The sequence below is a fragment of the Aeromonas sp. ASNIH5 genome, assembly GCF_002902865.1.
Classification (GTDB): Bacteria; Pseudomonadota; Gammaproteobacteria; order Enterobacterales; family Aeromonadaceae; genus Aeromonas; species Aeromonas caviae.
This window is the reverse complement of record NZ_CP026122.1, coordinates 4,186,095-4,208,014: the sequence shown is the minus strand read 5'-3', so window position 1 is coordinate 4,208,014 and position 21,920 is coordinate 4,186,095. Positions and strand designations below refer to the sequence as shown.

Annotated in this window: 20 protein-coding genes and 3 tRNA genes; 10 read left to right on the top strand and 13 right to left on the bottom strand. The window is 65.7% G+C overall.

Annotation, left to right across the window (positions count from 1 at the left end):
• Positions 1-20: 20 nt before the first annotated feature.
• The 6 genes from C2U30_RS19910 to C2U30_RS19885 all read right to left on the bottom strand — a co-directional run bounded on the left by C2U30_RS19910 (position 21) and on the right by C2U30_RS19885 (position 5,280).
• On the bottom strand, positions 21-686 hold the full coding sequence (locus C2U30_RS19910; RefSeq protein ID WP_103244388.1) for a class I SAM-dependent methyltransferase: 666 nt from the start codon (positions 684-686) through the stop codon (positions 21-23).
• A gap of 111 nt (positions 687-797) precedes the next feature.
• Positions 798-1,055, bottom strand: a complete 258-nt coding sequence (locus C2U30_RS19905) for a DUF1272 domain-containing protein (protein ID WP_010673281.1) — start codon at positions 1,053-1,055, stop codon at positions 798-800.
• A 43-nt stretch (positions 1,056-1,098) separates the two neighbouring features.
• Positions 1,099-1,428: a DHCW motif cupin fold protein gene (locus C2U30_RS19900; RefSeq protein ID WP_039041054.1), complete on the bottom strand. Its 330-nt coding sequence runs from the start codon at positions 1,426-1,428 to the stop codon at positions 1,099-1,101.
• Between the two features lie 117 nt (positions 1,429-1,545).
• Positions 1,546-3,408 carry a peptidase U32 family protein gene (locus C2U30_RS19895; protein WP_103244737.1) on the bottom strand — a complete coding sequence of 621 codons (1,863 nt, stop codon included), beginning with the start codon at positions 3,406-3,408 and terminating at the stop codon, positions 1,546-1,548.
• 178 nt (positions 3,409-3,586) lie between these two features.
• The gene (locus tag C2U30_RS19890; protein ID WP_103244387.1) at positions 3,587-4,198 is read right to left on the bottom strand and encodes a LysE family translocator; all 612 of its coding nucleotides are present in this window, start codon (positions 4,196-4,198) and stop codon (positions 3,587-3,589) included.
• A gap of 128 nt (positions 4,199-4,326) precedes the next feature.
• Positions 4,327-5,280: a LysR family transcriptional regulator gene (locus C2U30_RS19885; RefSeq protein ID WP_103244386.1), complete on the bottom strand. Its 954-nt coding sequence runs from the start codon at positions 5,278-5,280 to the stop codon at positions 4,327-4,329.
• 202 nt (positions 5,281-5,482) lie between these two features.
• On the opposite strand from C2U30_RS19885, the gene C2U30_RS19880 reads away from it, so the two are divergent.
• The 7 genes from C2U30_RS19880 to C2U30_RS19850 all read left to right on the top strand — a co-directional run bounded on the left by C2U30_RS19880 (position 5,483) and on the right by C2U30_RS19850 (position 10,011).
• A complete protein-coding gene (locus tag C2U30_RS19880) occupies positions 5,483-6,571 on the top strand; it encodes a ketoacyl-ACP synthase III (RefSeq protein ID WP_103244385.1) in 1,089 nt (362 codons plus the stop codon).
• A 226-nt stretch (positions 6,572-6,797) separates the two neighbouring features.
• Positions 6,798-6,882, top strand: a tRNA-Tyr gene (locus C2U30_RS19875).
• 32 nt (positions 6,883-6,914) lie between these two features.
• Positions 6,915-6,999, top strand: a tRNA-Tyr gene (locus C2U30_RS19870).
• 46 nt (positions 7,000-7,045) lie between these two features.
• Positions 7,046-7,130 (top strand) — tRNA-Tyr (locus C2U30_RS19865).
• Positions 7,131-7,267: 137 nt separating this feature from the next.
• Complete coding sequence (locus C2U30_RS19860) at positions 7,268-7,543, top strand: hypothetical protein (protein ID WP_103244384.1); 276 nt, start codon at positions 7,268-7,270, stop codon at positions 7,541-7,543.
• A 184-nt stretch (positions 7,544-7,727) separates the two neighbouring features.
• Positions 7,728-8,459, top strand: a complete 732-nt coding sequence (locus C2U30_RS19855) for an EAL domain-containing protein (protein WP_103244383.1) — start codon at positions 7,728-7,730, stop codon at positions 8,457-8,459.
• 190 nt (positions 8,460-8,649) lie between these two features.
• Positions 8,650-10,011, top strand: coding sequence for an endonuclease/exonuclease/phosphatase family protein (locus C2U30_RS19850; RefSeq protein ID WP_199767302.1), 1,362 nt, complete (start codon positions 8,650-8,652; stop codon positions 10,009-10,011).
• A gap of 56 nt (positions 10,012-10,067) precedes the next feature.
• Here C2U30_RS19850 and C2U30_RS19845 read toward each other — a convergent pair whose 3' ends face one another.
• From C2U30_RS19845 to dsrO, 4 genes are read right to left on the bottom strand one after another with little or no spacing between them, the layout of a single operon-like run.
• Entirely contained in the window at positions 10,068-12,494 is a 2,427-nt protein-coding gene (locus C2U30_RS19845; protein ID WP_267892992.1) for a molybdopterin dinucleotide binding domain-containing protein, read from the bottom strand.
• Positions 12,491-13,174 carry a hypothetical protein gene (locus C2U30_RS23000; RefSeq protein WP_233720988.1) on the bottom strand — a complete coding sequence of 228 codons (684 nt, stop codon included), beginning with the start codon at positions 13,172-13,174 and terminating at the stop codon, positions 12,491-12,493. Before C2U30_RS23000 ends, C2U30_RS19845 begins: the two co-directional genes overlap by 4 nt.
• On the bottom strand, positions 13,174-14,280 hold the full coding sequence (nrfD, locus tag C2U30_RS19840; RefSeq protein ID WP_103244381.1) for an NrfD/PsrC family molybdoenzyme membrane anchor subunit: 1,107 nt from the start codon (positions 14,278-14,280) through the stop codon (positions 13,174-13,176). The genes C2U30_RS23000 and nrfD overlap by 1 nt, the downstream gene beginning before the upstream one ends.
• Complete coding sequence (gene dsrO, locus C2U30_RS19835; RefSeq protein ID WP_103244380.1) at positions 14,270-15,058, bottom strand: sulfate reduction electron transfer complex DsrMKJOP subunit DsrO; 789 nt, start codon at positions 15,056-15,058, stop codon at positions 14,270-14,272. The genes nrfD and dsrO overlap by 11 nt, the downstream gene beginning before the upstream one ends.
• A 260-nt stretch (positions 15,059-15,318) precedes the next feature.
• Between dsrO and C2U30_RS19830 the strand changes: the two genes are divergently transcribed.
• From C2U30_RS19830 to pepE, 3 genes are all read left to right on the top strand, one after another.
• Positions 15,319-17,274, top strand: coding sequence for a sensor histidine kinase (locus tag C2U30_RS19830; protein ID WP_103244379.1), 1,956 nt, complete (start codon positions 15,319-15,321; stop codon positions 17,272-17,274).
• A gap of 1 nt (position 17,275) precedes the next feature.
• Positions 17,276-17,887 carry a response regulator transcription factor gene (locus C2U30_RS19825; RefSeq protein WP_103244378.1) on the top strand — a complete coding sequence of 204 codons (612 nt, stop codon included), beginning with the start codon at positions 17,276-17,278 and terminating at the stop codon, positions 17,885-17,887.
• Between the two features lie 120 nt (positions 17,888-18,007).
• Complete coding sequence (pepE, locus tag C2U30_RS19820) at positions 18,008-18,736, top strand: dipeptidase PepE (RefSeq protein WP_069651801.1); 729 nt, start codon at positions 18,008-18,010, stop codon at positions 18,734-18,736.
• Between the two features lie 66 nt (positions 18,737-18,802).
• Here the strand turns inward: pepE and C2U30_RS19815 are convergent, their stop codons facing one another.
• Genes C2U30_RS19815 through C2U30_RS19805 form a run of 3 tightly spaced genes read right to left on the bottom strand, consistent with a single transcriptional unit; the run spans position 18,803 to position 21,876 of the window.
• Positions 18,803-20,341 (bottom strand): DHA2 family efflux MFS transporter permease subunit, encoded by a 1,539-nt coding sequence (locus C2U30_RS19815; protein ID WP_103244377.1) that lies wholly within the window; start codon positions 20,339-20,341, stop codon positions 18,803-18,805.
• Position 20,342: 1 nt separating this feature from the next.
• Positions 20,343-21,410: an HlyD family secretion protein gene (locus C2U30_RS19810; protein WP_103244376.1), complete on the bottom strand. Its 1,068-nt coding sequence runs from the start codon at positions 21,408-21,410 to the stop codon at positions 20,343-20,345.
• A 37-nt stretch (positions 21,411-21,447) separates the two neighbouring features.
• Positions 21,448-21,876, bottom strand: coding sequence for a MarR family winged helix-turn-helix transcriptional regulator (locus C2U30_RS19805; RefSeq protein WP_010673264.1), 429 nt, complete (start codon positions 21,874-21,876; stop codon positions 21,448-21,450).
• Positions 21,877-21,920 lie beyond the last annotated feature (44 nt).

The following is a 21,920-nucleotide window of genomic DNA, read 5'->3' as shown; positions in this document are numbered from 1 at the left end:
CGGCACCACCCGGCCAGGGCTCACTGCCGCTGCGCCAGCCAGCCGTGAAACCCCAACGCCTGAAAGAAGCGGTGCGCCGCCGCGAAACCGACCCCTTGCAAGAGGCGCCGGGTCTGTCCCTCGTCCAGGGAGGTGAAGTCCTCTCCGAGGCGGCGCACCATCTGCTCGCAGGCAGGAAGCGGCAGACCGGCGAGGGCGGCTTGCAGCCCCATCGCCTTGCGCTCGAGCGGGTCCGTGGGCGCCATCAGATCCGCCAGCAGCAGGGGAGCGCCAGGATTGAGCTGGCGATAAATATCACCCAATAGCGCGGTTTTGGCATCTTGCGCCAGAAAATGCAGCACCAGCAGACAGAGTGCACCATCGCAAGGCTTATCCACCACAGGCAATGCGCCCAGGTGCCAGCACACCCTCTCCCCCATGCCCACCTGCTCGGCCCGCATCCTGGCATGGGCCAGCATGTCCGCCGAGATATCCTGGGCCACAAAGGTCCAGCGGGGGCAGAGACGGCCAAGCAGCAGCAGCTCGCTGCCCGTGCCCACCCCCACCAGCAGCACCCGGGCCTGCTGGCCCAACGCGGCCATCAGCCGGGAGGCACAAAGCTGGTGCAGCAGCTCGTAGCCTGGCACCAGCAGGGGGATGCGGCTGTCATAGGCCTTCGCCCCTTCTCCTTCGAATCGCTCCGTCATCTTTTGCTCCTTTGGTGTGAGCCCCCTTGATAGGGGCTGCCGCCGGGAGAAGGTCAAGAGCCACAGGGACGAGCCAGTTGCCAGCCCAGCCCTTCCCATGAAGGGAGGGCCCTAGCCCCCCTTGCCCAGCGCCGCTTTCAGAGCAGGATTGAAGACGCGCTGGAGGGAGGCGGGGTTGTTCACCAGCTTGGCCGCCGGGCGGCGCGGGCGCCTGACCAGCTCGCCGCCACAGTTGGGGCAGGTCAGGTGCAGATACTGATCGTTGCACTCGGCGCAGAAGGTGCACTCGAAGGAGCAGATGTAGGCCGTCGCCGTGTCGGCGGGCAGATCCCGGTCACAGCACTCGCAGTTGGGTCTGAGTTCAAGCATGGCAAGTTCCTGATGTACAAGGGGAAGCGGGAAAGAGAGCGGCTCAGTCGACGATAAAGAGGCGAGCGCCCAGTTCGGTATAGGAGCGATGGGGTTCGGCGTTGTCCGCCACCTGGTAGCTCATGCCCGGCGTCAGGGTGAAGACGCGGCCATCCTGCAACTCGGTGTGCAGCTCCCCTTCGAGGCAGAGCAGCACATGGCCCTTGCTGCACCAGTGATCCGCCAGATACCCGGGGGAGTACTCCACCATTCGCACCCGCAGATCCCCGAACTGCCGGGTGTGCCAGCGGGCGACGCCGCGTTCTCCCTTGTGTTCGGTCGGCGGGACCTCGGCCCAGTTCGTGGTGCAAAACGGCAGTGCATGGATGTTCATGACGGATCCTTTGTCAGAAGAAGGCTGGGGGAAGGTGCCTCACCACGGGATATCCGTGACAAGGCCGCGCCCCATACTGCCATCAAATCCGCTCCAGCCCCATGCCCACACGGGCAATCATCCCCTCTTCAGGCTGCCCATCACCTGCATCTCGCAGCGATGGCAGTCAAAGCGCAGGCGGAAACTCTCCTTGCCCATCTTGAGCGCCAGGGGCTCGGCCTTGAGACCGGGTACCTCCTTGGGGCAGAGCTGCTGGCTGTAGCGGATGCAGTGCTTCGTTGTCATCAGCACCACTTCCCGCTCCTCCTTGTTCGCCTCATACGCGGGGGCGATGCTCCCCACCCCGTGCTCGCGAAAGAACTGCTCCGCCGCGCTGTTCAGCACGTTGCCGAGGTAGGAGAGCCGATGTTGGGGATAAACGGCGCCTCGCAGGGGAATGCGCCGCTCGGGTCGCCGGTAGGCAGCCAGACGGGCCGCCTCCAGGGCGGCAATGCCGTCCCGGCGCAAGCCGTTAAGCTGTGAAGCCGCAATAAACAGCGGCCTCGTTATTGCCAACTCAATCTGGCGAGCCACAAACAGGGTGTTGCCGAGTTTGCCGAGCTGATCCCTGGCCTGCTGCAGCGCCCGTTCCGGGTTGTCCGCCGGCTGCTGGTCGCAGGGGAGCGTAACGGCGGCGCCAATGCCCTGCTCGTCGGTAAGCGTGAGCCGCAGTCCCTCGTCGCACTCCGATAGCCGCATATCGACCCGGATGCGGCGATCCGCGCTCCCCTTTTCGAGCTGCTTGCTGAAGGCCTGATCGTGGTTGCGAAAGATCTCGGTGCCCACCTTGAGACCGGGCATGGGTTCCGACAGGAGTAACCGCTTGCTCTGTGCCTTCTCTTCCACTTTATTGAGGCGCATCCCCACCAGCTCGCCCCCCGGCTTGAAGAAGCCGAGGCCATCGCCGTTGTTGAGGGCAACAGCCTGGCCGTCGATCTCGATGCCATCGCGGGTCACGCTGGTGACGCGCCCGAGCGGCTCCCCGACGTATTTCGGGCTGCGCGGCGAGTCGATGCCTGGCTGTCGGCCATGGAGGAAGTAGTCGGTGCTGCCCCGGTTGAAACTCTTCTTGGGATCCGGCGTAAAGGTGTAGCTGCAACGACCGGCGGAAGCGGCCACCAGGTCGGGGCGGCGCTCCAGGATGGTGTCCAGCTTCTGGCGATACCAGGCGGTGACGTTCTTGACGTAGTCGAGCCCCTTGAGGCGCCCTTCAATCTTGAAGGAGCGGATCCCTGCGGCGATCAGCGCCTCCAGGTTGTCGGTCTGATCCATGTCTTTCAAGGAGAGCAGGTGGCTGTTTTCCACCAGCACCTCCCCCCCTGGCGTTTGCAGGGAACAGGGCAGCCGACAGAGCTGGGCGCACTCGCCGCGATTCGCGCTGCGGCCGGTGCGGGCATGGCTGATGTTGCACTGGCCGCTGTAGGAGACGCACAAGGCGCCGTGGATGAAGAACTCCAGCTGCACGCTCGTGGCGGCGCTTATCTCGCGGATCTGCGCAAGGGAGAGCTCGCGGGCCAGCACCACCTGGGAGAAGCCCACGTCCTGCAGAAACTTCACCTTTTCCGGGGTGCGGTTGTCGGTCTGGGTGCTGGCGTGCAGCGCGATGGGGGGTAAATCGAGCGCCAGCAGCCCCATGTCCTGCACGATCAGCGCATCGGCGCCCGCCTCGTAGATCTGGTGGGTCAGGCGCCGGGCCTGCTCCAGCTCGTGGTCGTGCAGCAGGGTATTGAAGGCGACGAAGACCTGGGCGCCGAAGCGGTGGGCATGGCGCGCCAGCGCCTCGATGTCCTCGAGGCTGTTGCCTGCTGCGCTGCGGGCACCGAAGGCGGGGCCGCCCATGTAGACGGCGTCGGCGCCGTGGTTGATGGCCTCGATGCCATAGGCAAGGTTCTTGGCCGGGGCCAGCAACTCCAGGCGGTTGTGATGGTTCTGATCGCGCATAACGTCCGGTTCGAAGGGCTGCAAATGGCCGCCACTCTAGCCAGACTCCCCGCCCCCCGCCTTGATCCCGCTTAAGATCACCGCAGAATGCAGGATTGACCCGGTACAAGAACGTCTGGCTGCCCCCTCATCCCCCGGCCCTGAGAGAGTGCCGACTACGCTGGCACCCGACGCGGAGCTAGATCACGACCTTGAGGGCCAGCCCCAGCAGCACCAGGCCGCTCACCTTGTCGATCACGGTGGATTTGGCCTTGAGCCAGGCGAGTACGGGCCCGCGAGAGAGCACCAGGGCCACCAGCACATACCAGAGCGCATCGATGCCGCCTGCGGTCAGCATCATGATGCCCCCCTCACGCCAGCCGGTGTCGGCATGCACGAACTGGCTGAACAGGGCGATGAAGAAGATGGCGAGCTGGGGGTTCAAGAAGGCCACCATGAAGCCTTCGAACGCCCCCTGACGGCCACGCGCACCGTGCACCGTCTCGTCGGCAGCGTCGCCACTGGCGGGCTTGGCCAGCAGCGCCTTGAGCCCGAGCCAGGCGAGAAAGGCCGCGCCGCCGTAGCGGATCAGATCAAACAGCAGCGGGGTCTGGGTGATCAGTACCGAGAGCCCCAGCGCCGTGATGAGGGCGTAGATCCCCACCCCCAGGCCGTGGCCGAGCGCCGTCGCCACCCCGTGGCCCTGCCCCCCCTGCACAGTGTTGCGGATGATCAGCGCCAAGCTGGGCCCCGGACTGATGGCCCCCATCACGCAGATGGCGGCGAGCGCCAGCCAACTCGTCATTTCCATACTCTGTCCTTCTTTCAAGCCGAATGTTGCTACCCGGAATCAGGGTAGGGGTCGGCCAGCTATGCCAGAAGTGAAAGTTATGAATAGAGCCCATAGCCAACGGCTATAGGCTGGCATAACGGACTGCCCTAGCGGAGCGGGTCTGCCTTCCGCTCCAGCTGTTTGCGGCTCTCCCCCAGGGTGAATTGCAGGTGATCCCGCAGGAAGGGGTAGGCCAGCTCGCGAAACCAGCGGTGGGCCGGATCCAGGTGGTGGCGCTGGTGCCACAGCAGATGATACTGCTGCACCCGGGTGGCGAAGGGGAGGTCGCAAAAACTCAGGGCATGCTCCCTGGACAGCTGCCAGGCGATGTGGGCCGGGGTGGTCATCAGGCAATCGGTGCGCAGCAGCACCTCCACTGCGGCCTGGAAGAAGGGCACACGGGCAAACCAGCGACGGGAGAGCCCCAGGGGCGCCAGCACCTGCTCCACCGGGCTGTCCTTGTCGCCGCCGCCGCTCACCTGCAGGTGGGGCCAGGCGAGGTACTCCTCCAGGCTGGGCGCCGTGCCCGAGAGCGGGTGATGGCGCCCCATCAGCATCACCAGCCTGTCCTCCCCCTGATGCAGACCGCGGATCTGATCCGGCACCAGCTCGGTGATGGTGGAGACCAGATCCAGCTCGGACTGCCACAGCTGCGGCAGCAGGCGCTTGTCCCACAGGCTGTACTCCAGCGCCGCCTGGGGCGCGGCCCTTGCCAGCGCCGCGCAGATGTCCGGCAGGATGTGCTGGGCCACGTAGTCGGAGGAGGCGAGCCGGAACACCCGCTCGCAGCGCTCGGGGACAAACTCCGGCGCCGCGTAGAGCCGCTCCAGGGCACCGAGGGAGTCGGCAAGCGCCGCCGCCAGACTCTCGGCCCGCGGCGTCAGCAGCCAGCGCTGCCCCTCCCGCACCAGCAGCTCGTCACCAAACTCGCTGCGAAGCTGGCCGAGCTGCTTGCTGATAGAGGGCTGACTCAGGTGCAGCAGCTCCGCCGCCCGGCTGATGTTGCGGGTCTCCAGCAACACCTTGAGGGTGGGCAACAGGTTGAGATTCGCTTTGTGCACTGACAACACCTCGGGAAGGGAGAGCCTGGGTCGGGCTCTCATCTTAAGACAAGGAGAAGCGGGAATTTAAGCAAAATCACCACCTTGTTCCCCCATCCCCTCCTTGCGCTCCCCTGCCCGCGGGATGACACTGGAAAACCTGTACGACATAATTGCGCCATGTTCCGCCCGCGGGCACTCCACAACAAGAAGCGATAACAAGATGAAATACGCCAATATCACCGGCTGGGGCAAATGCCTGCCCCCCGCAGCGCTGACCAACGATGCCCTCGGTACCATCATGGATACCTCGGATGAGTGGATCTACCCGCGCACCGGCATCAAGGCCCGTCGGGTCTCCCACGTCAGCACCCAGGCGCTCGCCACCCTGGCCGCCCGCCGCGCCCTGGCGTGCGCAGGCCTGGACGCCGCCGCCCTCGATGGCATCATCCTGGCCACCGCCACCCCGGGCACGCTGGTCCCGAACTGCGCCTCTGCCGTGCAGCAGGCCCTCGGCGCCCACCAGGCGGCGGTATTCGACCTCAATGCCGCCTGTACCGGCTTCGTCTATGCGCTCTCGGTCGCCACCTCCCTGGTGCAGACCGGCATGATGCAGAAGGTGCTGGTGATCGGCGCCGAGCGTCTCACCCAGTTGCTGGACTGGGCCAAGCGTGACACCGCCGTGCTGTTTGGGGACGGCGCCGGCGCCGTGGTGATAGAGGCGAGCGAGCAGAAGAGCGGCCTGATTGCCAGCAAGCTCGGTTGCGACAGCGAGGCGCGGGAGATACTGCACGTGCCGAACTTTGGGACCGATCGGGTGCGTTTTGCCGACGTCGATGGCCTGTTCACCTTCAACTTCGAGGGGCAGGAGATCTTCAAGCGCGCCGTGCGCGGCATGGGCGAGGCCACCGGCGCCGTGCTGGCCCAGGCCGGCATAACCCCCGAGCAAGTCGACCTCATAGTGCCGCACCAGGCCAACGTGCGCATCATCGAGACCCTGGCCAAGCGCATGAACGCCTCCATGGAGAAGGTGATGGTCAACATAGAGCAGTACGGCAACACCTCCGCCGCCACCGTGCCCATCGCCCTGTGCGAGGCGCTGGAGCAGGGCCGGGTCAAGCCAGGCAGCCATCTGCTTACCGCCGCCTTCGGGGCCGGCCTGACCTGGGGCGCCGCTCTCATCAAATGGGGGGATCGCGTCACCCCGATCGCGAGCTGTGAAGAGGAGCTGCCCCCCTGCGAGCAGAGCGCCCTCGAGCTCATCGCCCACGCGGTGCAGGGCTGCCAGCAGGCGCGCACCGCCGACGCCTGAGCCTCGCCACGCCCCTTTCCCCCATCAAAAAGAGGAGCCCATCGTGGCTCCTCCGTGCCTGCCCTCCCTTCCGACCCTCTCGGACATCGGCATAAAAGTCATTGAAAAGCGTGAATTTTGAGCGAAACATATCAAAAAATAACCAGTTGACACTTTTTTGTCGTCAGAATGCGGCCAAGGGGTTCACAACCTTGCCGGATCTGGTAGTATGCGGCCTCGCACTTGGGGAGGGGTTCCCGAGCGGCCAAAGGGATCAGACTGTAAATCTGACGGCTCTGCCTTCGAAGGTTCGAATCCTTCTCCCTCCACCATTCAAGTGCGAACAATCAGGAAAATACCCCGTGGAGGGGTTCCCGAGCGGCCAAAGGGATCAGACTGTAAATCTGACGGCTCTGCCTTCGAAGGTTCGAATCCTTCTCCCTCCACCATCTTCCTGCATTGCGTGAACGGCCTGTAAAAAAGTAGTACCCCTGTGGAGGGGTTCCCGAGCGGCCAAAGGGATCAGACTGTAAATCTGACGGCTCTGCCTTCGAAGGTTCGAATCCTTCTCCCTCCACCATTATTCAGAAAACCCGGCCTGGCGCCGGGTTTTCGCATTTATGACCAGTGGTCATTTGACACTGTCAGATCTGACAATTGCCCTGCCCCCGCTTTTTCGAAACAGTAAAAGCCTCGAGTCGCAAGGAGCGCCCGCACATGTTTGAAATCTGGGATGAAAGGGGCCGTGAGCAGGGGTTGACGCTGCCCGAGCTGCAACAACGGCTGAGGGATTACCAGGGAGACGTGATGGTGCGCTACCTCAACCGCCTCGGCCTGCCGAGCACCCTGTTCCTGACCGTTGCGCAGGGCCAGGCCTACCAGCGCTTCAAGGCCGGCTCCCCCAGACTCGACTGGTCCTGGCTGGCCCAGGCCATGCATGGCACGCCCCTCCTCGATGCCGGAGGCCGTCAGCCGGAACACGCACTTCGTTGACGCGCCACCCGACCTCCCTTGAGTGCATTTCATCAGGGTCCCCCGCTTCCTGAGGGATCTCCCTCGCGCGCCTCCAGTCCCCTGCCCACTCGAGTGGCAAGTTGATTATCAGACGATTCCTACAGCCCCGATTTCCTCTCGCCCTGTATGATGCGCAGCCATCCATCTCCATCAGGTGAGAGCCATGCTTGCGTTCAAAGAAGAGTATCCGATGAGTGCCATGGCAACGATGGCCATGGCGGATGTCGCCGTCCCCTTTTACCAGCCGATCATAGGTCGAGACCGTCAGGTCAAGGGCTACGAGGCGCTGGCAAGACGCTGGGATCCGGTGGCGCAATGTTTCCAAGGCATCAATTTTCTCGCCCTCAGCCAGGATGAATCCCTGCATCTGGATATCGTCATGCTCAGGGCCATCATGAGGGATCTGCCCGTTCTGGCGAAAGGAGGGGAATATGCGCTCTCCATCAACCCGGCGCTGTGCAACCCCACTTACCAGGGGCTGTTGCTGCGGGTGCTGGTACAGGCGCGCAAGGTGGGGATCGCCATCTGGTTCGAGGTGCTGGAGCACACCCGGCTGGAGAGCCGGCACAGGGCGCTTATCGAGGAGCTGCGTGCCCATGGCGCCCACATCGCCTGCGATGACTTCGGCTCCCTGGCGTGCAACTTTCAGCGGCTGATGGCCCTGCCCTACGAGGTCGTCAAGCTGGATCGCTCTCTGCTGCTGCAGGCGACGCGCACCGCTCACGCCTTCAAGATGCTGGTGGGGCTGGTGGCCTACCTGCAGCGACTCGGCATGGCCGTGGTGTGCGAGGGGGTGGAAACCCAGGCCCATATCGAGATAGCAAGCCGCCTCGGCTGTGACTATCAGCAGGGCTACGCCTACGCCATGCCCTCCCCCCTCTCCCGCTGGTCCTAGGCGCCCTGGACACCATCAACCGGGCCCGGACCTGACTGCCTGCTCACCCCGCCGTTTTCCTCTTCCCGCACTGTGAATGGACTCACAGTTTGGCTCATTCAGAGCCCGTTTCAGACCCGCATCTCTATAATGGGCCCGCCTGGGCCTCTTCGACGCCTGGCATAACCTGTTGATGCTACGGAACATTACAATGAAAAATAGCCACAAGACCCTGCTCGCCGCTGCCATTTCCCTTGGATTGATGGCAGGCTGTAACAGCCAAAATGACTCCGAGACCCCGACCCCCATGGTTCGCTTCGCTACCTTCAATCTCGCCTTCGATCGCACTGCACCCGGCATGCTGGGGGAAGAGCTCGCCCTGACCCGCACCGAGCAGGATGCCCTGCTGGCCCGCCTCGCCGACGGCACCTTGAGCGGCGCCGAGAAGACCAAGGCCCTCGACGTGCAGCAGATCCGCAACATCGCCGAAATCCTCCAGCGCACCCGGCCGGACGTGTTGCTGCTGAGCGAATTCGACAATGACGGCAAGGGCCGCGACACCACGGACCTCAACGCCTTCAACGACAACTACCTGGCCCATGCCCAGCACGACGAGGTGACCGCCATCAGCTACCCGGTGCTGCAGAACTTTGCCACCAACACCGGCCTGATGAGCGGCCATGACCTCAACCTGGACGGCAAGATCAACAACGGGCCGGACGACGCCTGGGGCTTTGGCAACTACCACGGCCAGTATGCCTTCGCCGTGATGTCCCAGTACCCCATCGATACCAAGCAGATCCGCACCTTCCAGACCTTCAAATGGAAGGACATGCCGGGCGAAGCGAACCCCGTCATCGACGACTGCAACAATGCCAAGGCGCCGATCCCGGCCGGCCGCCAATGCGGCGATGCCTGGTATGACGACGCCGCCTGGCAGGCCTTCCCGCTCTCGTCCAAGAACCACGCCGACGTGCCGGTGCGCATCAAGCGTGGCAACAAGGAGGAGGTGATCCACTTCCTCATCTCCCACCCGACTCCGCCCATCTTCGGCAACGCGGCGCGCCACAACGTCAAGCACAACCGGGCCGAAGTCGCCTTCTGGCAGGATTACGTGGAGACCGCCAGCTACATGGTGGATGACGCCGGCAAGGCCGGTGGCTTGGCCGAGGGCGCCAGGTTCGTCATCGCCGGTGATCTCAACGCCGATCCCCAGATTGGCGATGGGGATCTCACCGCCATTCAGGCGCTGCACAACCATGTGCTGGTCAACCAGGCCGTCACCAACGGCGCCCTGATCCCGGTCAGCCAGGGCGGCCCCGAGTGCCTCGCCAGCCAGCCGGATCAGTGCAAGCGCAACAACAACCGCCCCACCCCGGAGCGCATCACCAGCAGCAGCGGCCTGCAGCTCGACCACGTGCTGCCCTCCGCCAACCTGAACGCGGTCGCCTCCGGCGTGTTCTGGCCGGCCAGCTTCGAGCCGGGCTACCACCTGGTGTATGACCCCAAGCTCGGCATCGCCAAGGGCGTCAGTTCGGATCACCGCCTGGTGTGGGTCGACGTCACACTGTGACTGTGACGCAGAGCAGACAAGCAACGGGGCACGCAGGCCCCGTTTTCACTGGTTTGTCATACCAGCTTCTCCACCCGGGCCGGCAGCCCCTGCCGGGCCGACGAGCCGATGGCCCAGTCCACCAGGGGATAGCGGCCATGGCGGCTGGGATCCAGCACCGCCAGATCGTTGAGGTTGACTCCGGCTCCGCGCAGGGGATTGGCGACCACTTTCTGGCCGTCTATCCAGTGTTCCCGCGCCCCCAGCTCCTTGTGGCCGAAACCGTGCTCGATGGCGATGGCATCGGCCTGTACCCCTGCCACGCACTCGGCCACCCCGATCACGCTGCCATCCGGGGTGCTGACCCGCACCCTGTCCCCGCTCTCTATCCCCAGCTGCGCCGCCGTCTGTGCATTGAGCCGCACCCGGTTGCTGGGGTTCACCTGGCGCAGACGATCCGAGCCGATGCTCATGGAGCTCATGGTGTGGGACTTGTAGCTGGTGAGCAGCAGCGGCCACTGGGCCGGCTTGAACGCCTCGTTGAGCGGCGTGCCGTCCGCCAGCTGGGGTCGGAAGAAGCGCGGGGTGCCGCTCAAGAACTGGCCGCTCTGGCTGTGGCGGCGGCTGCCCACCTCGGGGTTCCACACCATCAGCGGCTTGGGCCAGCGCTTGCTTGGCTGACCCGCGTCATCGCGCCCCTTGGCCGCCGGCTCGAAGCGCCCGCCACGGGCGAACAGATAGGCGGCGCGGCCCGCCTCCTCCGCACTCAAAGTGGCATTCAGCACCGGCAGGATCCGCTCCACCCCGGACCAGGCGAGATCCTCCGGATCTATGGCAGGCACCGGCTCGCCGAGATAGGCGACGTTGGCCGCCCCGTAGAGGGAGAAGTCCGCCGCCCTGTTCAAGCCATGCAACTTGCCGTCCGCCCCTTTGAGCGCCCCCTCGCCAAAGCCCGGCAGCCCCAGCCGTTTGGCCACCGCGATAAAAAAGGACTCCATGCAGACCGGATCCCCCTCGGCAGTCTTGGCGACACGAGGCTCCACGATGGGCCAGCGGCCGGTGGAGACCTTGGTCAGCACCCCGTGCCAGGCGGTGGCCCAGCCCCAGGACTCGTAGGTCAGGGTATCCGGCACTATGTAGTCCGACAGCGCCGACGACTCGTTGATGAAGCTGTCGATGCTGACCACAAGGGGCAGCACGGCGGGGTCCTTGAGCTCGTCGCCTATGGCCTTGCTGAGCCCGGCCTGACCGTAGAGGGGGTTGCCCATGTGGTTGATCCAGGCCTTGAGCCGGTAGGGGTAACCATTCACCGCCGCTGTCAGGTGTTCGCCGAGCAAGGGGCCGGAGATGGGGAACCAGGGCTCTTGCGCCGGATAGGGGTTCTGACCCGCCTCACGCTTGCGCCGATACTCAGAGGTCTTCTCGTAAGGGAACTTGGAGCGCGACAGGAAGACCCCGGCGGGCTTGACCATGCCGGGGAAGCTCGCCAGATCGTAGCGCGGCCCCGCCCCGAAGGGATCGAACTTGCCGCCACTCGCCACGGCGCCGCCCCTTGCGTTCAAGTTCCCAATCATGACGTTGAGCATCATGATGGCCCAAGCCGAGTAGAAGCCATTGGCGCTCATGGTGCCGCCGTGGGAGACCACTGCCGCGCGGGTGCCATGGCTGGTGAACTCCCGCGCCAGCGCCTCGATGTCCGCCACCGGCACGGTGCACTCGGCGCTGTATTGCGCGAGGGAGTGCTCCCGGCACGCCTCGGCCAGCAGCTGGAAGCTGCTTTTCACCATCAGCTCCCCCTTGGGGCCCTGAATGGGGCGATCCACCCAGAGATTGGCCCGCTCACACTGGCCGGCGGGTCTCGGCTCGCCGCTGTTCGCCTCCTCTACCAGCATGGCGTCCCCCTCTCCATAGGCTTCCCCCTCAAAGGGCAAGCCGAGATCGCTTGCCCGCAGCATCTGGCCGAAGCGCGGATGCCCCTCGTCGCAGACAACCAGATGGCTGGCGTTGCAAAAACCGCGATAGCCGGCCCGCTCGGCGGCAGCGGCATGGGGGGCCGTCAGGAAAGGCTCGGCGTAGCGTTGGTGGTCGATGATCCAGCGCAGCATGGCCATGGCCAGCGCCGAGTCGGTGGCAGGGCGGATGGGCAGCCAGCGGTTGGCGGGGGCGGAGGGCATGTTCACCGTGTTGGGCAGGCTGGGGGCCACCACCACGTAGGAGAAGGGCTTGCCCTGCCGCGCCCGGTTCGCCGCCAGCTGACGGGACTGACGCTTGAAGGGGTTGCCCGATTGCTGGGGCGAGGTACCCATGAACAGCAGGAAGTCGCTCTCGTCCCAGTCCGGCTTGAGGTGGGCGTTCTTCTCCAGATCGTCCAGCAGGGCGCCGGCCCCGACCCGGAACGACAGACCGCAGTAAGCGCCGTGATTGGCGAAGTTGCGGGTGCCAAAGCTGTTGAAGGTGAAACGCTTGATGAAGTGATCCCGCCCCTCGTCCGAGGCGTTGCTCACCAGCAGCTGGTTGGCCCTGGGGCCGTACTCCGGGTTGGCCGGGTCGAGGGGCTCGGCGAGGTTGCGAATGGCCCGCAGCCCCTCAACCTGGCCCTCGCCGAACAGATCCCCCCCTCCACCACCTCGGCCACCAGCTGCTCGAAGGGGATGCTCTGCCAGCGGCCGCTGCCACGGGGCCCCAGCCGCTTGAGGCAGTGGGTGACTCGCTGCGGGCTGTCGAGCTGCTCGAGCATGGCGTTGCCCCGGGCGCAGGCGGTGGAGCGCCCGTCCAGCCCCCCTTCCTGGTAGCCACTGGTTGCGAGCAGCGCCTGTTTGACCGGGGTCTTGAAGTCGATGTGGTGGCGGGCGGAGAGGGGGTGATAGGGGTTGCCCAAGATCCGCACTATCTGGTCGCGCTCGTTGTCGATGCGGGCCCGCACTCCGCACAGGGTCCAGCAGCCGAGGCACATGGTGTTGGCAACCCGCTGGGCCGGGTTGGGGTGCAGTTCCCCCCGCTCGTCAACCCGGTACTCCACGGCCAGCGAGTTGCCATGGATGGGATCCCGGGTCGGCTTGCCCGAGCTGCCGGTGGCAAGGCCAGTCGCCACCTGCTTGAGGGTGTCGCTGTAACCGGCGACGAACAATCCGGTGCCGCCGGCGATGGCGGCGCCCTTGAGAAACTTGCGTTTGCTGTGATCCATCAGAGTGCCTCGCGTGCAAAAGGAGTGGGTGCCTTGATGGCGGGGGAAGCAGAGGGGCGCACCAGCTCCGAGAGGGCCACCAGCAGGGCCAGCAGCAGACCGAAAGTGCCGAGAATGCCGAGCACACCGGCCGGGCCCCAGGCGATTTCATAGAGATAGACGCCAGCCCCGTACTTGGGTGCGAGCTGCCCCTGGATCAGCACCAGCCAGCGCAGGCCCCACACCAGGTGCAGCCCCAGCAGCGCCAGCCCCCAGAGTGCCAGGCGAGCAGAGATCCTGGGCCGCAGCAGCATCAGCAGGCCGGCCAGCCCCAGGGTCAGCAACAGCCAGTGGGCCGCCAGCCGCCAGCTCGGGTCGAGCCGATAGAGGGCTGCAGCCTCTGCCGCCGAGGCACCGCCCAACAGGGCCCAGCCCAGCAGGGAGAGCGCCAGCAGGCTCAAGGTCCAGCCACTTTGGCGCAGCAGAGTCGATTCGGTCTGGGCACCCCAGCCCGCCAGCAAGCGGTTGAGCAGCAGCAGGGCACTCTGGGCCCCCAGCACGGCGCTCAGGGTCAGCAGCCAGGGCAACCAGGGGGTATGCCAGAGCGGGCGCGCCGCCACCGCCATGGTCTCGAGCCCGGTATAGAGGGCGATACTGAGCCCGCTCAGGGCCGCCAGCAGGGAGAGGAGCCGCAGCCAAACGTGCCCCGACCAGCTTCCCAGGCAGAGCAGCTGGGCAAGGCGGGCTATCTTGTCCTCTTCTGCACCGCGCCGGGCCAGGGCGGGCCTTAGCAGCAGCCAGCCGAGCAGCATGGAGAGCAGGCTGAACAGCGGCAGCAGATAGGCGCCATACCACATGACGGAGCCAACGCGCGTCTGGGCATAGAAGTGCCAGGCCCGGGCCGGCTGGTGCAGATCCGCGGTCAGGGCGATGGGAGCCACCAGACCGGCCGCCACCATCAGCACCGCCGCCAGGGTCTGCAGCCGCGGGTCCGGCGCCTTGCGCCACAGCTCAAACGCGCCGAGCCAGAGGGCCCCGTAAGCAAGGCCGATGAGGAAGAAATATTGCACCGCCCAGGGCAGCCAGGTGATGGGCTGAGCCGGGGCCAGCAGTTCGTTAATGACCATGGGCTATCTCCTTGCCATCGTCGGTGAGCAGGGTGCGCAGGGCCGGGTTGCCGGCGACCTTGCTGACGAAGGCCTCGTCCATGCCGAGATAAAAGACCCGCGGCTGGGTATTGGCCTCGGGCTTGAGCACCTTGAGCGCCGGCTCGTGTTCGCGCAGCAGCTGGCTGATCCGGCTCTTGGGATCGTTCAAATCGCCTATGATGCGCGCCTCGCCGACACAGCTCTCCACGCAGGCGGGCAAGAGCCCCGCCTCCAGCCGATGGGCGCAGAAGGTGCACTTGTCGGCGGTGTTGGTCTCGTGGTTGATGAAGCGGGCATCGTAGGGACAGGCCTGCACGCAGTAACCGCAGCCGACGCACCAGTCGTTGTTGACCACGACGATGCCGTCATCGCGCTGGAAGGTGGCGCCGGTGGGGCAGACATCGAGGCAGGCAGGCTCGGCGCAGTGGTTGCACAGCCTCGGCAGCATCAAGAGGGAGGCGGGAGCCGCGAGGGCGACCACGTCGCTCACCTCGTACTGGCTCACCGTGGTGCGAAACTGGCCGAGGGGAGGCTGGTTTTCGATGGTGCAGGCCACGGTGCAGGCCTGGCAGCCGACGCAGCGGCGCAGGTCGATCAGCATGCCGTAACGCTTGCGCCCGTCCCCCCGGCTGATGGCCGCCCGCCCGTTGCGGGGAGCGGGAACGGACTGCGCCTGAACCTGGGTGACGGGGAGCAGGGCCGCCCCTGCGGTGAGGGCGGCGATCCCGGATAACAATCGGCGCTTGCTGGGCTCCATGGCGTCTTTCCTTCTGCTGAGCTGGCTTGAAAGGGGTTGGGCCGATTGTCCTCAACGCAGGAAGTCGCCTCTATTGTGGTTTTCCACATACCGGGAGCCGGGTTGATCCAGCGCAATAAAAAATGCCCCAGCCCTGCTGAACTGTGACCGGGGCGGCGTTTGCCGCCCCTCCCGGCCCCCGTTCGCATGCAAGCGCACATCCCGGTGATAGACTGCCCCCTTTGCACCGAGAGGAGAGCCCCCTGCACGCCCCAGTCCCCTTGCCCCTGCTCAGCCTGCTGCTCTGGCTCGCCCTGTCAGCCCTGCCGCTGCGGGTGCAGGCCGCCCCGCCCCCCTCTGTGCCAGAGCCGGCCCGACAGGAATCCACCCCATCCCAGGCTACGCCGGTGCAGGCCATGGCCGAGCCGATACGCATCGGCGTGCTGGCGACCCGCGGCCCGGCACTGGCCAGAGCCCAGTGGCAACCGCTGCTGCGCTGGCTGGCACAGCGCGTGCCCGACCATCGCTTCGTGCTGCATCCGCTGGGGCTCGATGAACTGGCCGAGGCCGTCGCCCGCGAGCACCTCGATTTCGTCATCACCAACCCGGGCCAGTCGGTGAGTCTGGCGCGCCAGTATCCGCTGGCCTGGCTCGCCACCCTCAAGAGTCCGGCCGGGGGGGACAACCTCGCCATCGGCGCCGCCCTGGTGGTGCCTGCCCAGACCCCCTACCAACACTGGCGTGACCTCGAGGGGCAAGCGGTCGCCGCCGTCTCGGAGAACGCCTTCGGCGGCTACCTCGCCTATCGCTTCGAGGCGGGCGAACAGGGGGTCAGGCTGGAGCGCTTCTTCTCCACCGTGCAGTTCACCGGCTTTCCGCTGGACCGGCTCATTGAGCGGCTGGCGGCAGGGGAGGTGGCCGCCGCCATCGTGCCGGTGTGCCAGCTGGAGCGCATGGAGCGGGAGGGCAAGGTCGCCAGGGGGGCGTTTCGGGTGCTGGACGATCAGGCGCCGGCCGGCTTTGGTTGCCAGAGCTCGACCCGGCTCTACCCCAACTGGTCCTTCGCCAAGACAGAGCGGGCCTCCCCCGCGCTGGCGCTGGCGGTGACCCGCGCGCTGTACGATCTGCCCGCTGATAGCGAGGCGGCCATCGCCGCCGATTCGGCGGGCTGGACCGTGCCCACCAGCGAGCTTGCCATCGACCGCCTGCTCAAGGCGCTGGATCGCCACCCGCTGCAGGGCCCCTGGTGGCAAGCGGCCTGGCACTGGCTGCGCCAGCATCAGCAGTGGGGCTGGGGTGCCCTGGCGTTGGTACTGCTGCTCGGCGGCCACCACCTGCTGCTGCAATACCTGTTCAACCGCAGCCAGCGCCGGCTGCTCAAAGCCCGCCACCAGCTCGAACAGAAGGGACGCCAGCTGGCACAGGCCAGACGGCTCGCCGAACTGGGCGAGCTGGGCGCCAACGTGGCCCACGAGATCAATCAGCCCCTCAGCGCCATCGCCAACTACAGCCAGGGAGCCTTGTTGCGACTGGACAGATTGGCACAGGATCCGGCCCAGTCTGCCGCCCAGGCCTCCCTGCGTCAGGCCCTGGAGCAGATAGGGCTACAGGTCCAGCGCATCACCCAGACCGTCAACCGGCTCAGGGCCAGGCTGCAAAAGCGCCCTCCCCGCTTCGCGCCTTGCGACCTGCCCACCCTGGTGGCGGAGTTGCACCCCCTGCTGGAGCAGATGCTGGCACCGCTCGACGTCGCCTTCACCCTGCACTGGCGGGGCCAGCCACGCCCGTTACCTCTGGACGGCACCGGGATGGAGCAGTTGCTGGTCAACCTCATCAAGAATGGCGCCGAGAGTGCAGCGAAGAGAGCGGCGCAGAGGGCAGCTAAGAGTGCGCGCCCCGCTGTTCACTCCCCTACTCACCCCACTACGCAAGCACCGGCACAGGAGCCTGCCCGGGTCGAGCTGCTGATCGCCTTCGAGGCGCAGAGGTTGCTGCTGGAGATCCGCGACAACGGTGCCGGCCTGAGGGTCCCCGCCACCGAACTGCAGCAGGCGTTTTACAGCGACAAGCCGGACGGCATGGGGCTGGGGCTCGCCATCTGCCGGGAGGTGGTCGAGAGCCATCGCGGCCAGTTCAGCCTGGAGAACCTGAGCCCCCACGGCTGCCTGGCCCGGGTCATCCTGCCCGTGCCGCCCCCCGAAACCCTCCCTTCATCCACTGACATGCCGAGGAACTGAGATGCCGACCCCTGCCCGCCCCCCGCTCTATCTGGTCGACGACGACGAGGCCGTGCTCGACTCCCTGCGCTTCATGCTGGAGAGCTGCGACGAGCGGCAGCTGCTCAGCTTTGCCGATGGCGAGCGCTTTCTGGCCGAGGTCGACCTGCACCAGCCCGCCTGCCTCATCCTCGACTGCCGCATGCCGGGGCTCTCTGGCCCCGAGGTGCAGCAGCGGCTGAAGACGGCCCAGAGCCCCATCGCCATCCTGTTTCTCACCGGCCACGGCGAGGTGCCACTGGCGGTGGAGTCCCTCAAGCTGGGGGCGGTGGATTTCTTGCAAAAGCCGGTGCAGCTGGCCCCCCTGCTCGCCGCCATCGAGCGGGCCGAGCAGGCGACGCTGAGTGCGGCCACCCGCCTCGCCCAGCTGGCCGCCTTTGAGCGCCTCACCCCGCGCGAACGCCAGTTGTTGCAGCTCATCGCCCGGGGCAACAAGAACCAGCAGATAGCGCAGGATCTCTGCATTTCGGTGCGCACCGTCGAGGTGTGCCGCGCCAGCCTGATGAAACGCCTGGCGGTGAACTCTCTCGCCGAGATGCTGCTGCGCTACGCGAAAGTGAACGAACAACCCTGAGTGGCCTGCAACCGTACAAAACGGGCAGGGATCACACATTTGGCGCTTCGATGGCGGTAGAGTGCCCTCTTCTCTTCACCAGGATCGCCCGGGTCCTGCGCCTTGTTTCGAGGACACATCATGGAACTGCTTCTGCTCAGCAACGGTAAAACCACAGAACACCCCGGCCTGCTCGGCTGGGCCCGCGACCGGGTGCAAACCCTGCTCGCTCGCAACCAGGTCAAGCGCATCCTGCTCATCCCCTACGCGGTGATCCGCAGCGACTGGGATGCCCGCGCCCGGGAGCTCACCGAGAGTCTGGGGGTGGACGCCATCAGCATCCATCACTTCGACGATCCGGTGGATGCCATCAACCGGGCCGACGCCATCTTCATCAGCGGCGGCAATACCTGGCTCCTGAACCAGCGGCTGCACGAGTATGGTCTGGTGGTCCCCATCCAGCGTGCGGTGCGCGAGCGGGGCGTGCCCTATGTGGGCTGGAGCGCCGGCTGCAACGTGGCCACCCCCAGCATCCGGACCACCAACGACATGCCGGTGTGCAGCGCCGTCGTGCTGCCTGCGCTGGGGCTCTTCCCCGTGCAGATCAACCCACACTATCTGGACGCCAGCATCAGCGGCCACATGGGGGAGACCCGGGACGAGCGTCTGGCCGAGTTCTGCGCCATCAACCCGAGCGAATCCGTGGTGGCCCTGCGTGAGGCGAGCCTGTTGCAGATCGGCGGCAATCACATCGAGTACTGGAGTGCCCGGGGCGAGACCTTCAAGATCTTCAAGCACGGCGAGCCCGTCCGGGAATACGGGGACGCTGCGCCTCTGGCAGCGCTCACCCCCTTCACGCCGGCACGCTGATCCTGCCAAACGACAGAGGGATGGCCTGCGCCATCCCTCTTGCTTTGTTGCTCGCCCCTTCGTGATTCATTCCAGAATGGCCATCTCCTCCCGAGAGCCGCTGCGACCGGGAGCCCTCAGCAACACCACCAGCGGCACGGCGCACAGGCTGACCCACATCATCAGGCGAAAATCCTGCAGGTAGGCGAGCAGGCTGGCCTGCCGGGTCACCTCGCCGTTGATCATGGCCAGCCCCTTCGGCGTCATCAGCTCCGCCATGCCCCCGCCCTGATGCAGGTTGACATTGAACGGGGTGATGTAGGCGGCGAACGCCTCGTGGTTCATCTGGGATCGCTGGGCCAGATAGGTGATCACCACCGAGATGCCGATGCTGCTGCCGATGTTGCGCACCAGGCTGAACAGCGCCGTCCCCTCGTTGCGATAGCGCGGCGCCAGGGTCGCAAAGGTGATGGTGGAGAGGGGCACGAAGATGAAGCCGAGCCCCAGCCCCTGGATGATGCCGGTGCGCACTATGTCCCAGCTGCCGATGTCCGTGTTGAACAGGGTCATCTCCCACATGGAGAAGCTGGTGAGCAGCAGCCCTGACAGGATGAGGTAACGGGCGTCCACCCGGCCCGACAGCCTGCCCACCAGCATCATGGCAACCATGGTGCCCACCCCGCGCGGGGCGAGCAGGTAACCCACGTCGATCACCGGGTAACCCATCAGCCCCTGCATGAAGGGAGGCAGCAGCGTCATGGTCGCCAGCAAGATGATGCCGACGATGAAGATGAAGAGCAGACCGACGCTGAAGTTGCGATCCCGGAACAGGGCCGGTTCTATGTAAGGATGCGGGTGGGTGAAGATATGCACCACGAAGAGGTAGAACGCCATCACCATCAGGGCGGTCTCGATGACGATCTCCCGGCTGGCGAACCAGTTCTGGGACTCTCCCCTGTCCAGCGCCATCTGCAACGCCCCGATGCCGAGACTCAGCAGGGCGAACCCCAGCAGATCGAAGCGGCGGCTGGCATCGATCTTCGTCTCCTCGATGAAGGCGGCAAGTCCGAACCAGGCCAGCAGGCCGAACGGCAGGTTGATGTAGAAGACCCAGCGCCAGTTGTAGTACTCGGTGAGCCAGCCCCCCAGCGACGGCCCCAGAATGGGGCCCACCATGACCCCTATCCCCCAGAGCGCCATGGCAGAGCCGTGCTTCTCAGGCGGATAGGTGTCCAGCAGCACCGCCTGTGAGAGGGGCACCAGGCTGGCCCCGAAGATCCCCTGAAGCAGGCGGAACAGCACTATCTGCTCCAGGCTCTGGGCCGCGCCGCACAGCATGGAGGCAACGGTAAAGCCCGCCACCGACCACATGAACAGCCTTTTGCGGCCAATTCTTGCCGAGATGAAACCGGTCAGCGGCATGAAGATGGCGGCCGCCACTATGTAGGAGGTGAGCACCCAGGAGATCTGATCCTGGGTCGCCCCCATGGCTCCCTGCATGTGGGGGAGGGCCACGTTGGCGATGGTGGTGTCCAGCGCCTGCATGATGGTCGCCACCATCACCGACAGGGTGATGAAGGTGCGACGGGAAGCCTGGTCTGCCTGCCCTGTGGCTGCGCTCGTCATATCAACCTCGACCTGACAGGCCAGGCAGGGTGCGCTGATGGCCGGTGTCTATCTCGGCGGTGGCACTCAGACCCGCCCTCAGGGTGGGCAGATCCGCTCCCGAATCCAGCTTGATCCGCACTGCCACCCGCTGGGCGATCTTGACCCAGTTGCCGGTGGCGTTCTGGGCCGGGATCACCGAAAACTCGGAGCCTGTGGCCGGGCTCAGGCTCTCCACCACCCCGGTCCAGTGCGCATCGGGGTAGGTATCCACACTGATGTCCACCTTCTGGCCAGGTTGCACATGGGTCAGCTCCGTCTCGGTGAAGTTCGCCTCCACCCAGGGGGTGTCGGTCTCCACCAGCATCATGGCGGTCATGCCCACCAGATTGTACTGGCCGGGCTTGGGCAACTGGCTGACGATGCCGTTGGCGGGGGCATAGATGGTGGTGCGAGCCAGATCCAGCCTGGCCTTGGCCAACTCGGCCGCGGCCTCCTGATAGGCGGGCTGCTGCTCCACCGGCAGGTTCACGTCCCCGCTGAGGGAGGCTTCAATCTTCTTGAGCCCCTCCTCCAGCGCCACCTGCTGCTGGGCGGTCTGTATGGTGAGCTGGCGGGCATCGTCGTAATTGGCGGTGGAGGTGAAGTGCCTGGTCACCAGATCCGCCTGGCGATGCTCCTCCTTCAGGGCATAGGCATGGCGGGTGCGGGCCACGGCGATCTCCGCCTGCTGGCCGCGATAACTGGTCTGCAGCGCCACCAGATCGGTGCGCACCTTGGCAAGTTCCGCCTCGGCCTTGGCCACGGCGACCCGGAAGGACTCCTGATCCAGCTCGAACAGCGGCTGGCCGGCCCGGACCTGCTGGTTTTCCTCGACGAACACCTTGGCCACCCGGCCCAGCACCTCGGTGCTGATGGGGACCTTGTCCGCCTTCACATAGGCGTTGTCCGTCTCCACATAGCGCCCGCCTTGCAGATAGATAACGCCCGCACCGATCAGGGCCAGTGCCGGCACCACCACCAGCAACAGCAGGCGGGTGCGGCGCCTGTTGGCGGCGGGACGGGAGGAAGAGGGGGAATCAGTGGTCATGATATGGCTCCACGTTGGTTGGCATCACAGGAAAGCATCAGAGGTGGCCGAGGTTGGCACGCAGGATCTTGAGGGAGCGGCACAGCGCCTCGGTCGCCTCCTCCCCCAGCTCGCCGATGGCCCTCTGATGCACCAGATCGGACGCCTGTTTGATCATCGCCAGATAGGGGGTGGCCCCTTCGGTCAGATGGAGCTGATAGGCACGCCTGTCATGGGGGTCGCTGCGCCGCTCCACCAGGCCGCTCTCCGCCAGCTGATCGAGCTGACGGGCCAGGGTGATGGGCTGGATGTCGAGCCGCTCCGCCAGATCCACCTGGCGGATCCCTTCGCTGCGTGCAATGTGCACCAGAGCTCTGGCCTGGGCCAGGGTGAGGCAGCTTCCCTCCAGCTGCTGCTGGAACTGGCGGCGCATCAGGCGCTGGACGTCGCCGATGAGAAAGCCAAGGGTGTCCGGTTGTTTGTTCATGATATGCAACCCATATAGTAAGCTTTACTTATTATATGCAAAGC

Bases quoted from the DNA above. Each gene is read 5' to 3' on its own strand.
- C2U30_RS19910 (WP_103244388.1), bottom strand. From the start codon at position 686: ATGACGGAGCGATTCGAAGGAGAAGGGGCGAAGGCCTATGACAGCCGC.
- C2U30_RS19905 (WP_010673281.1), bottom strand. From the start codon at position 1,055: ATGCTTGAACTCAGACCCAACTGCGAGTGCTGTGACCGGGATCTGCCC.
- C2U30_RS19900 (WP_039041054.1), bottom strand. From the start codon at position 1,428: ATGAACATCCATGCACTGCCGTTTTGCACCACGAACTGGGCCGAGGTC.
- C2U30_RS19895 (WP_103244737.1), bottom strand. From the start codon at position 3,408: ATGCGCGATCAGAACCATCACAACCGCCTGGAGTTGCTGGCCCCGGCC.
- C2U30_RS19890 (WP_103244387.1), bottom strand. From the start codon at position 4,198: ATGGAAATGACGAGTTGGCTGGCGCTCGCCGCCATCTGCGTGATGGGG.
- C2U30_RS19880 (WP_103244385.1), top strand. From the start codon at position 5,483: ATGAAATACGCCAATATCACCGGCTGGGGCAAATGCCTGCCCCCCGCA.
- C2U30_RS19860 (WP_103244384.1), top strand. From the start codon at position 7,268: ATGTTTGAAATCTGGGATGAAAGGGGCCGTGAGCAGGGGTTGACGCTG.
- C2U30_RS19855 (WP_103244383.1), top strand. From the start codon at position 7,728: ATGCTTGCGTTCAAAGAAGAGTATCCGATGAGTGCCATGGCAACGATG.
- C2U30_RS19850 (WP_199767302.1), top strand. From the start codon at position 8,650: ATGAAAAATAGCCACAAGACCCTGCTCGCCGCTGCCATTTCCCTTGGA.
- C2U30_RS23000 (WP_233720988.1), bottom strand. From the start codon at position 13,174: ATGGATCACAGCAAACGCAAGTTTCTCAAGGGCGCCGCCATCGCCGGC.
- nrfD (WP_103244381.1), bottom strand. From the start codon at position 14,280: ATGGTCATTAACGAACTGCTGGCCCCGGCTCAGCCCATCACCTGGCTG.
- dsrO (WP_103244380.1), bottom strand. From the start codon at position 15,058: ATGGAGCCCAGCAAGCGCCGATTGTTATCCGGGATCGCCGCCCTCACC.
- C2U30_RS19825 (WP_103244378.1), top strand. From the start codon at position 17,276: ATGCCGACCCCTGCCCGCCCCCCGCTCTATCTGGTCGACGACGACGAG.
- pepE (WP_069651801.1), top strand. From the start codon at position 18,008: ATGGAACTGCTTCTGCTCAGCAACGGTAAAACCACAGAACACCCCGGC.
- C2U30_RS19815 (WP_103244377.1), bottom strand. From the start codon at position 20,341: ATGACGAGCGCAGCCACAGGGCAGGCAGACCAGGCTTCCCGTCGCACC.
- C2U30_RS19810 (WP_103244376.1), bottom strand. From the start codon at position 21,410: ATGACCACTGATTCCCCCTCTTCCTCCCGTCCCGCCGCCAACAGGCGC.
- C2U30_RS19805 (WP_010673264.1), bottom strand. From the start codon at position 21,876: ATGAACAAACAACCGGACACCCTTGGCTTTCTCATCGGCGACGTCCAG.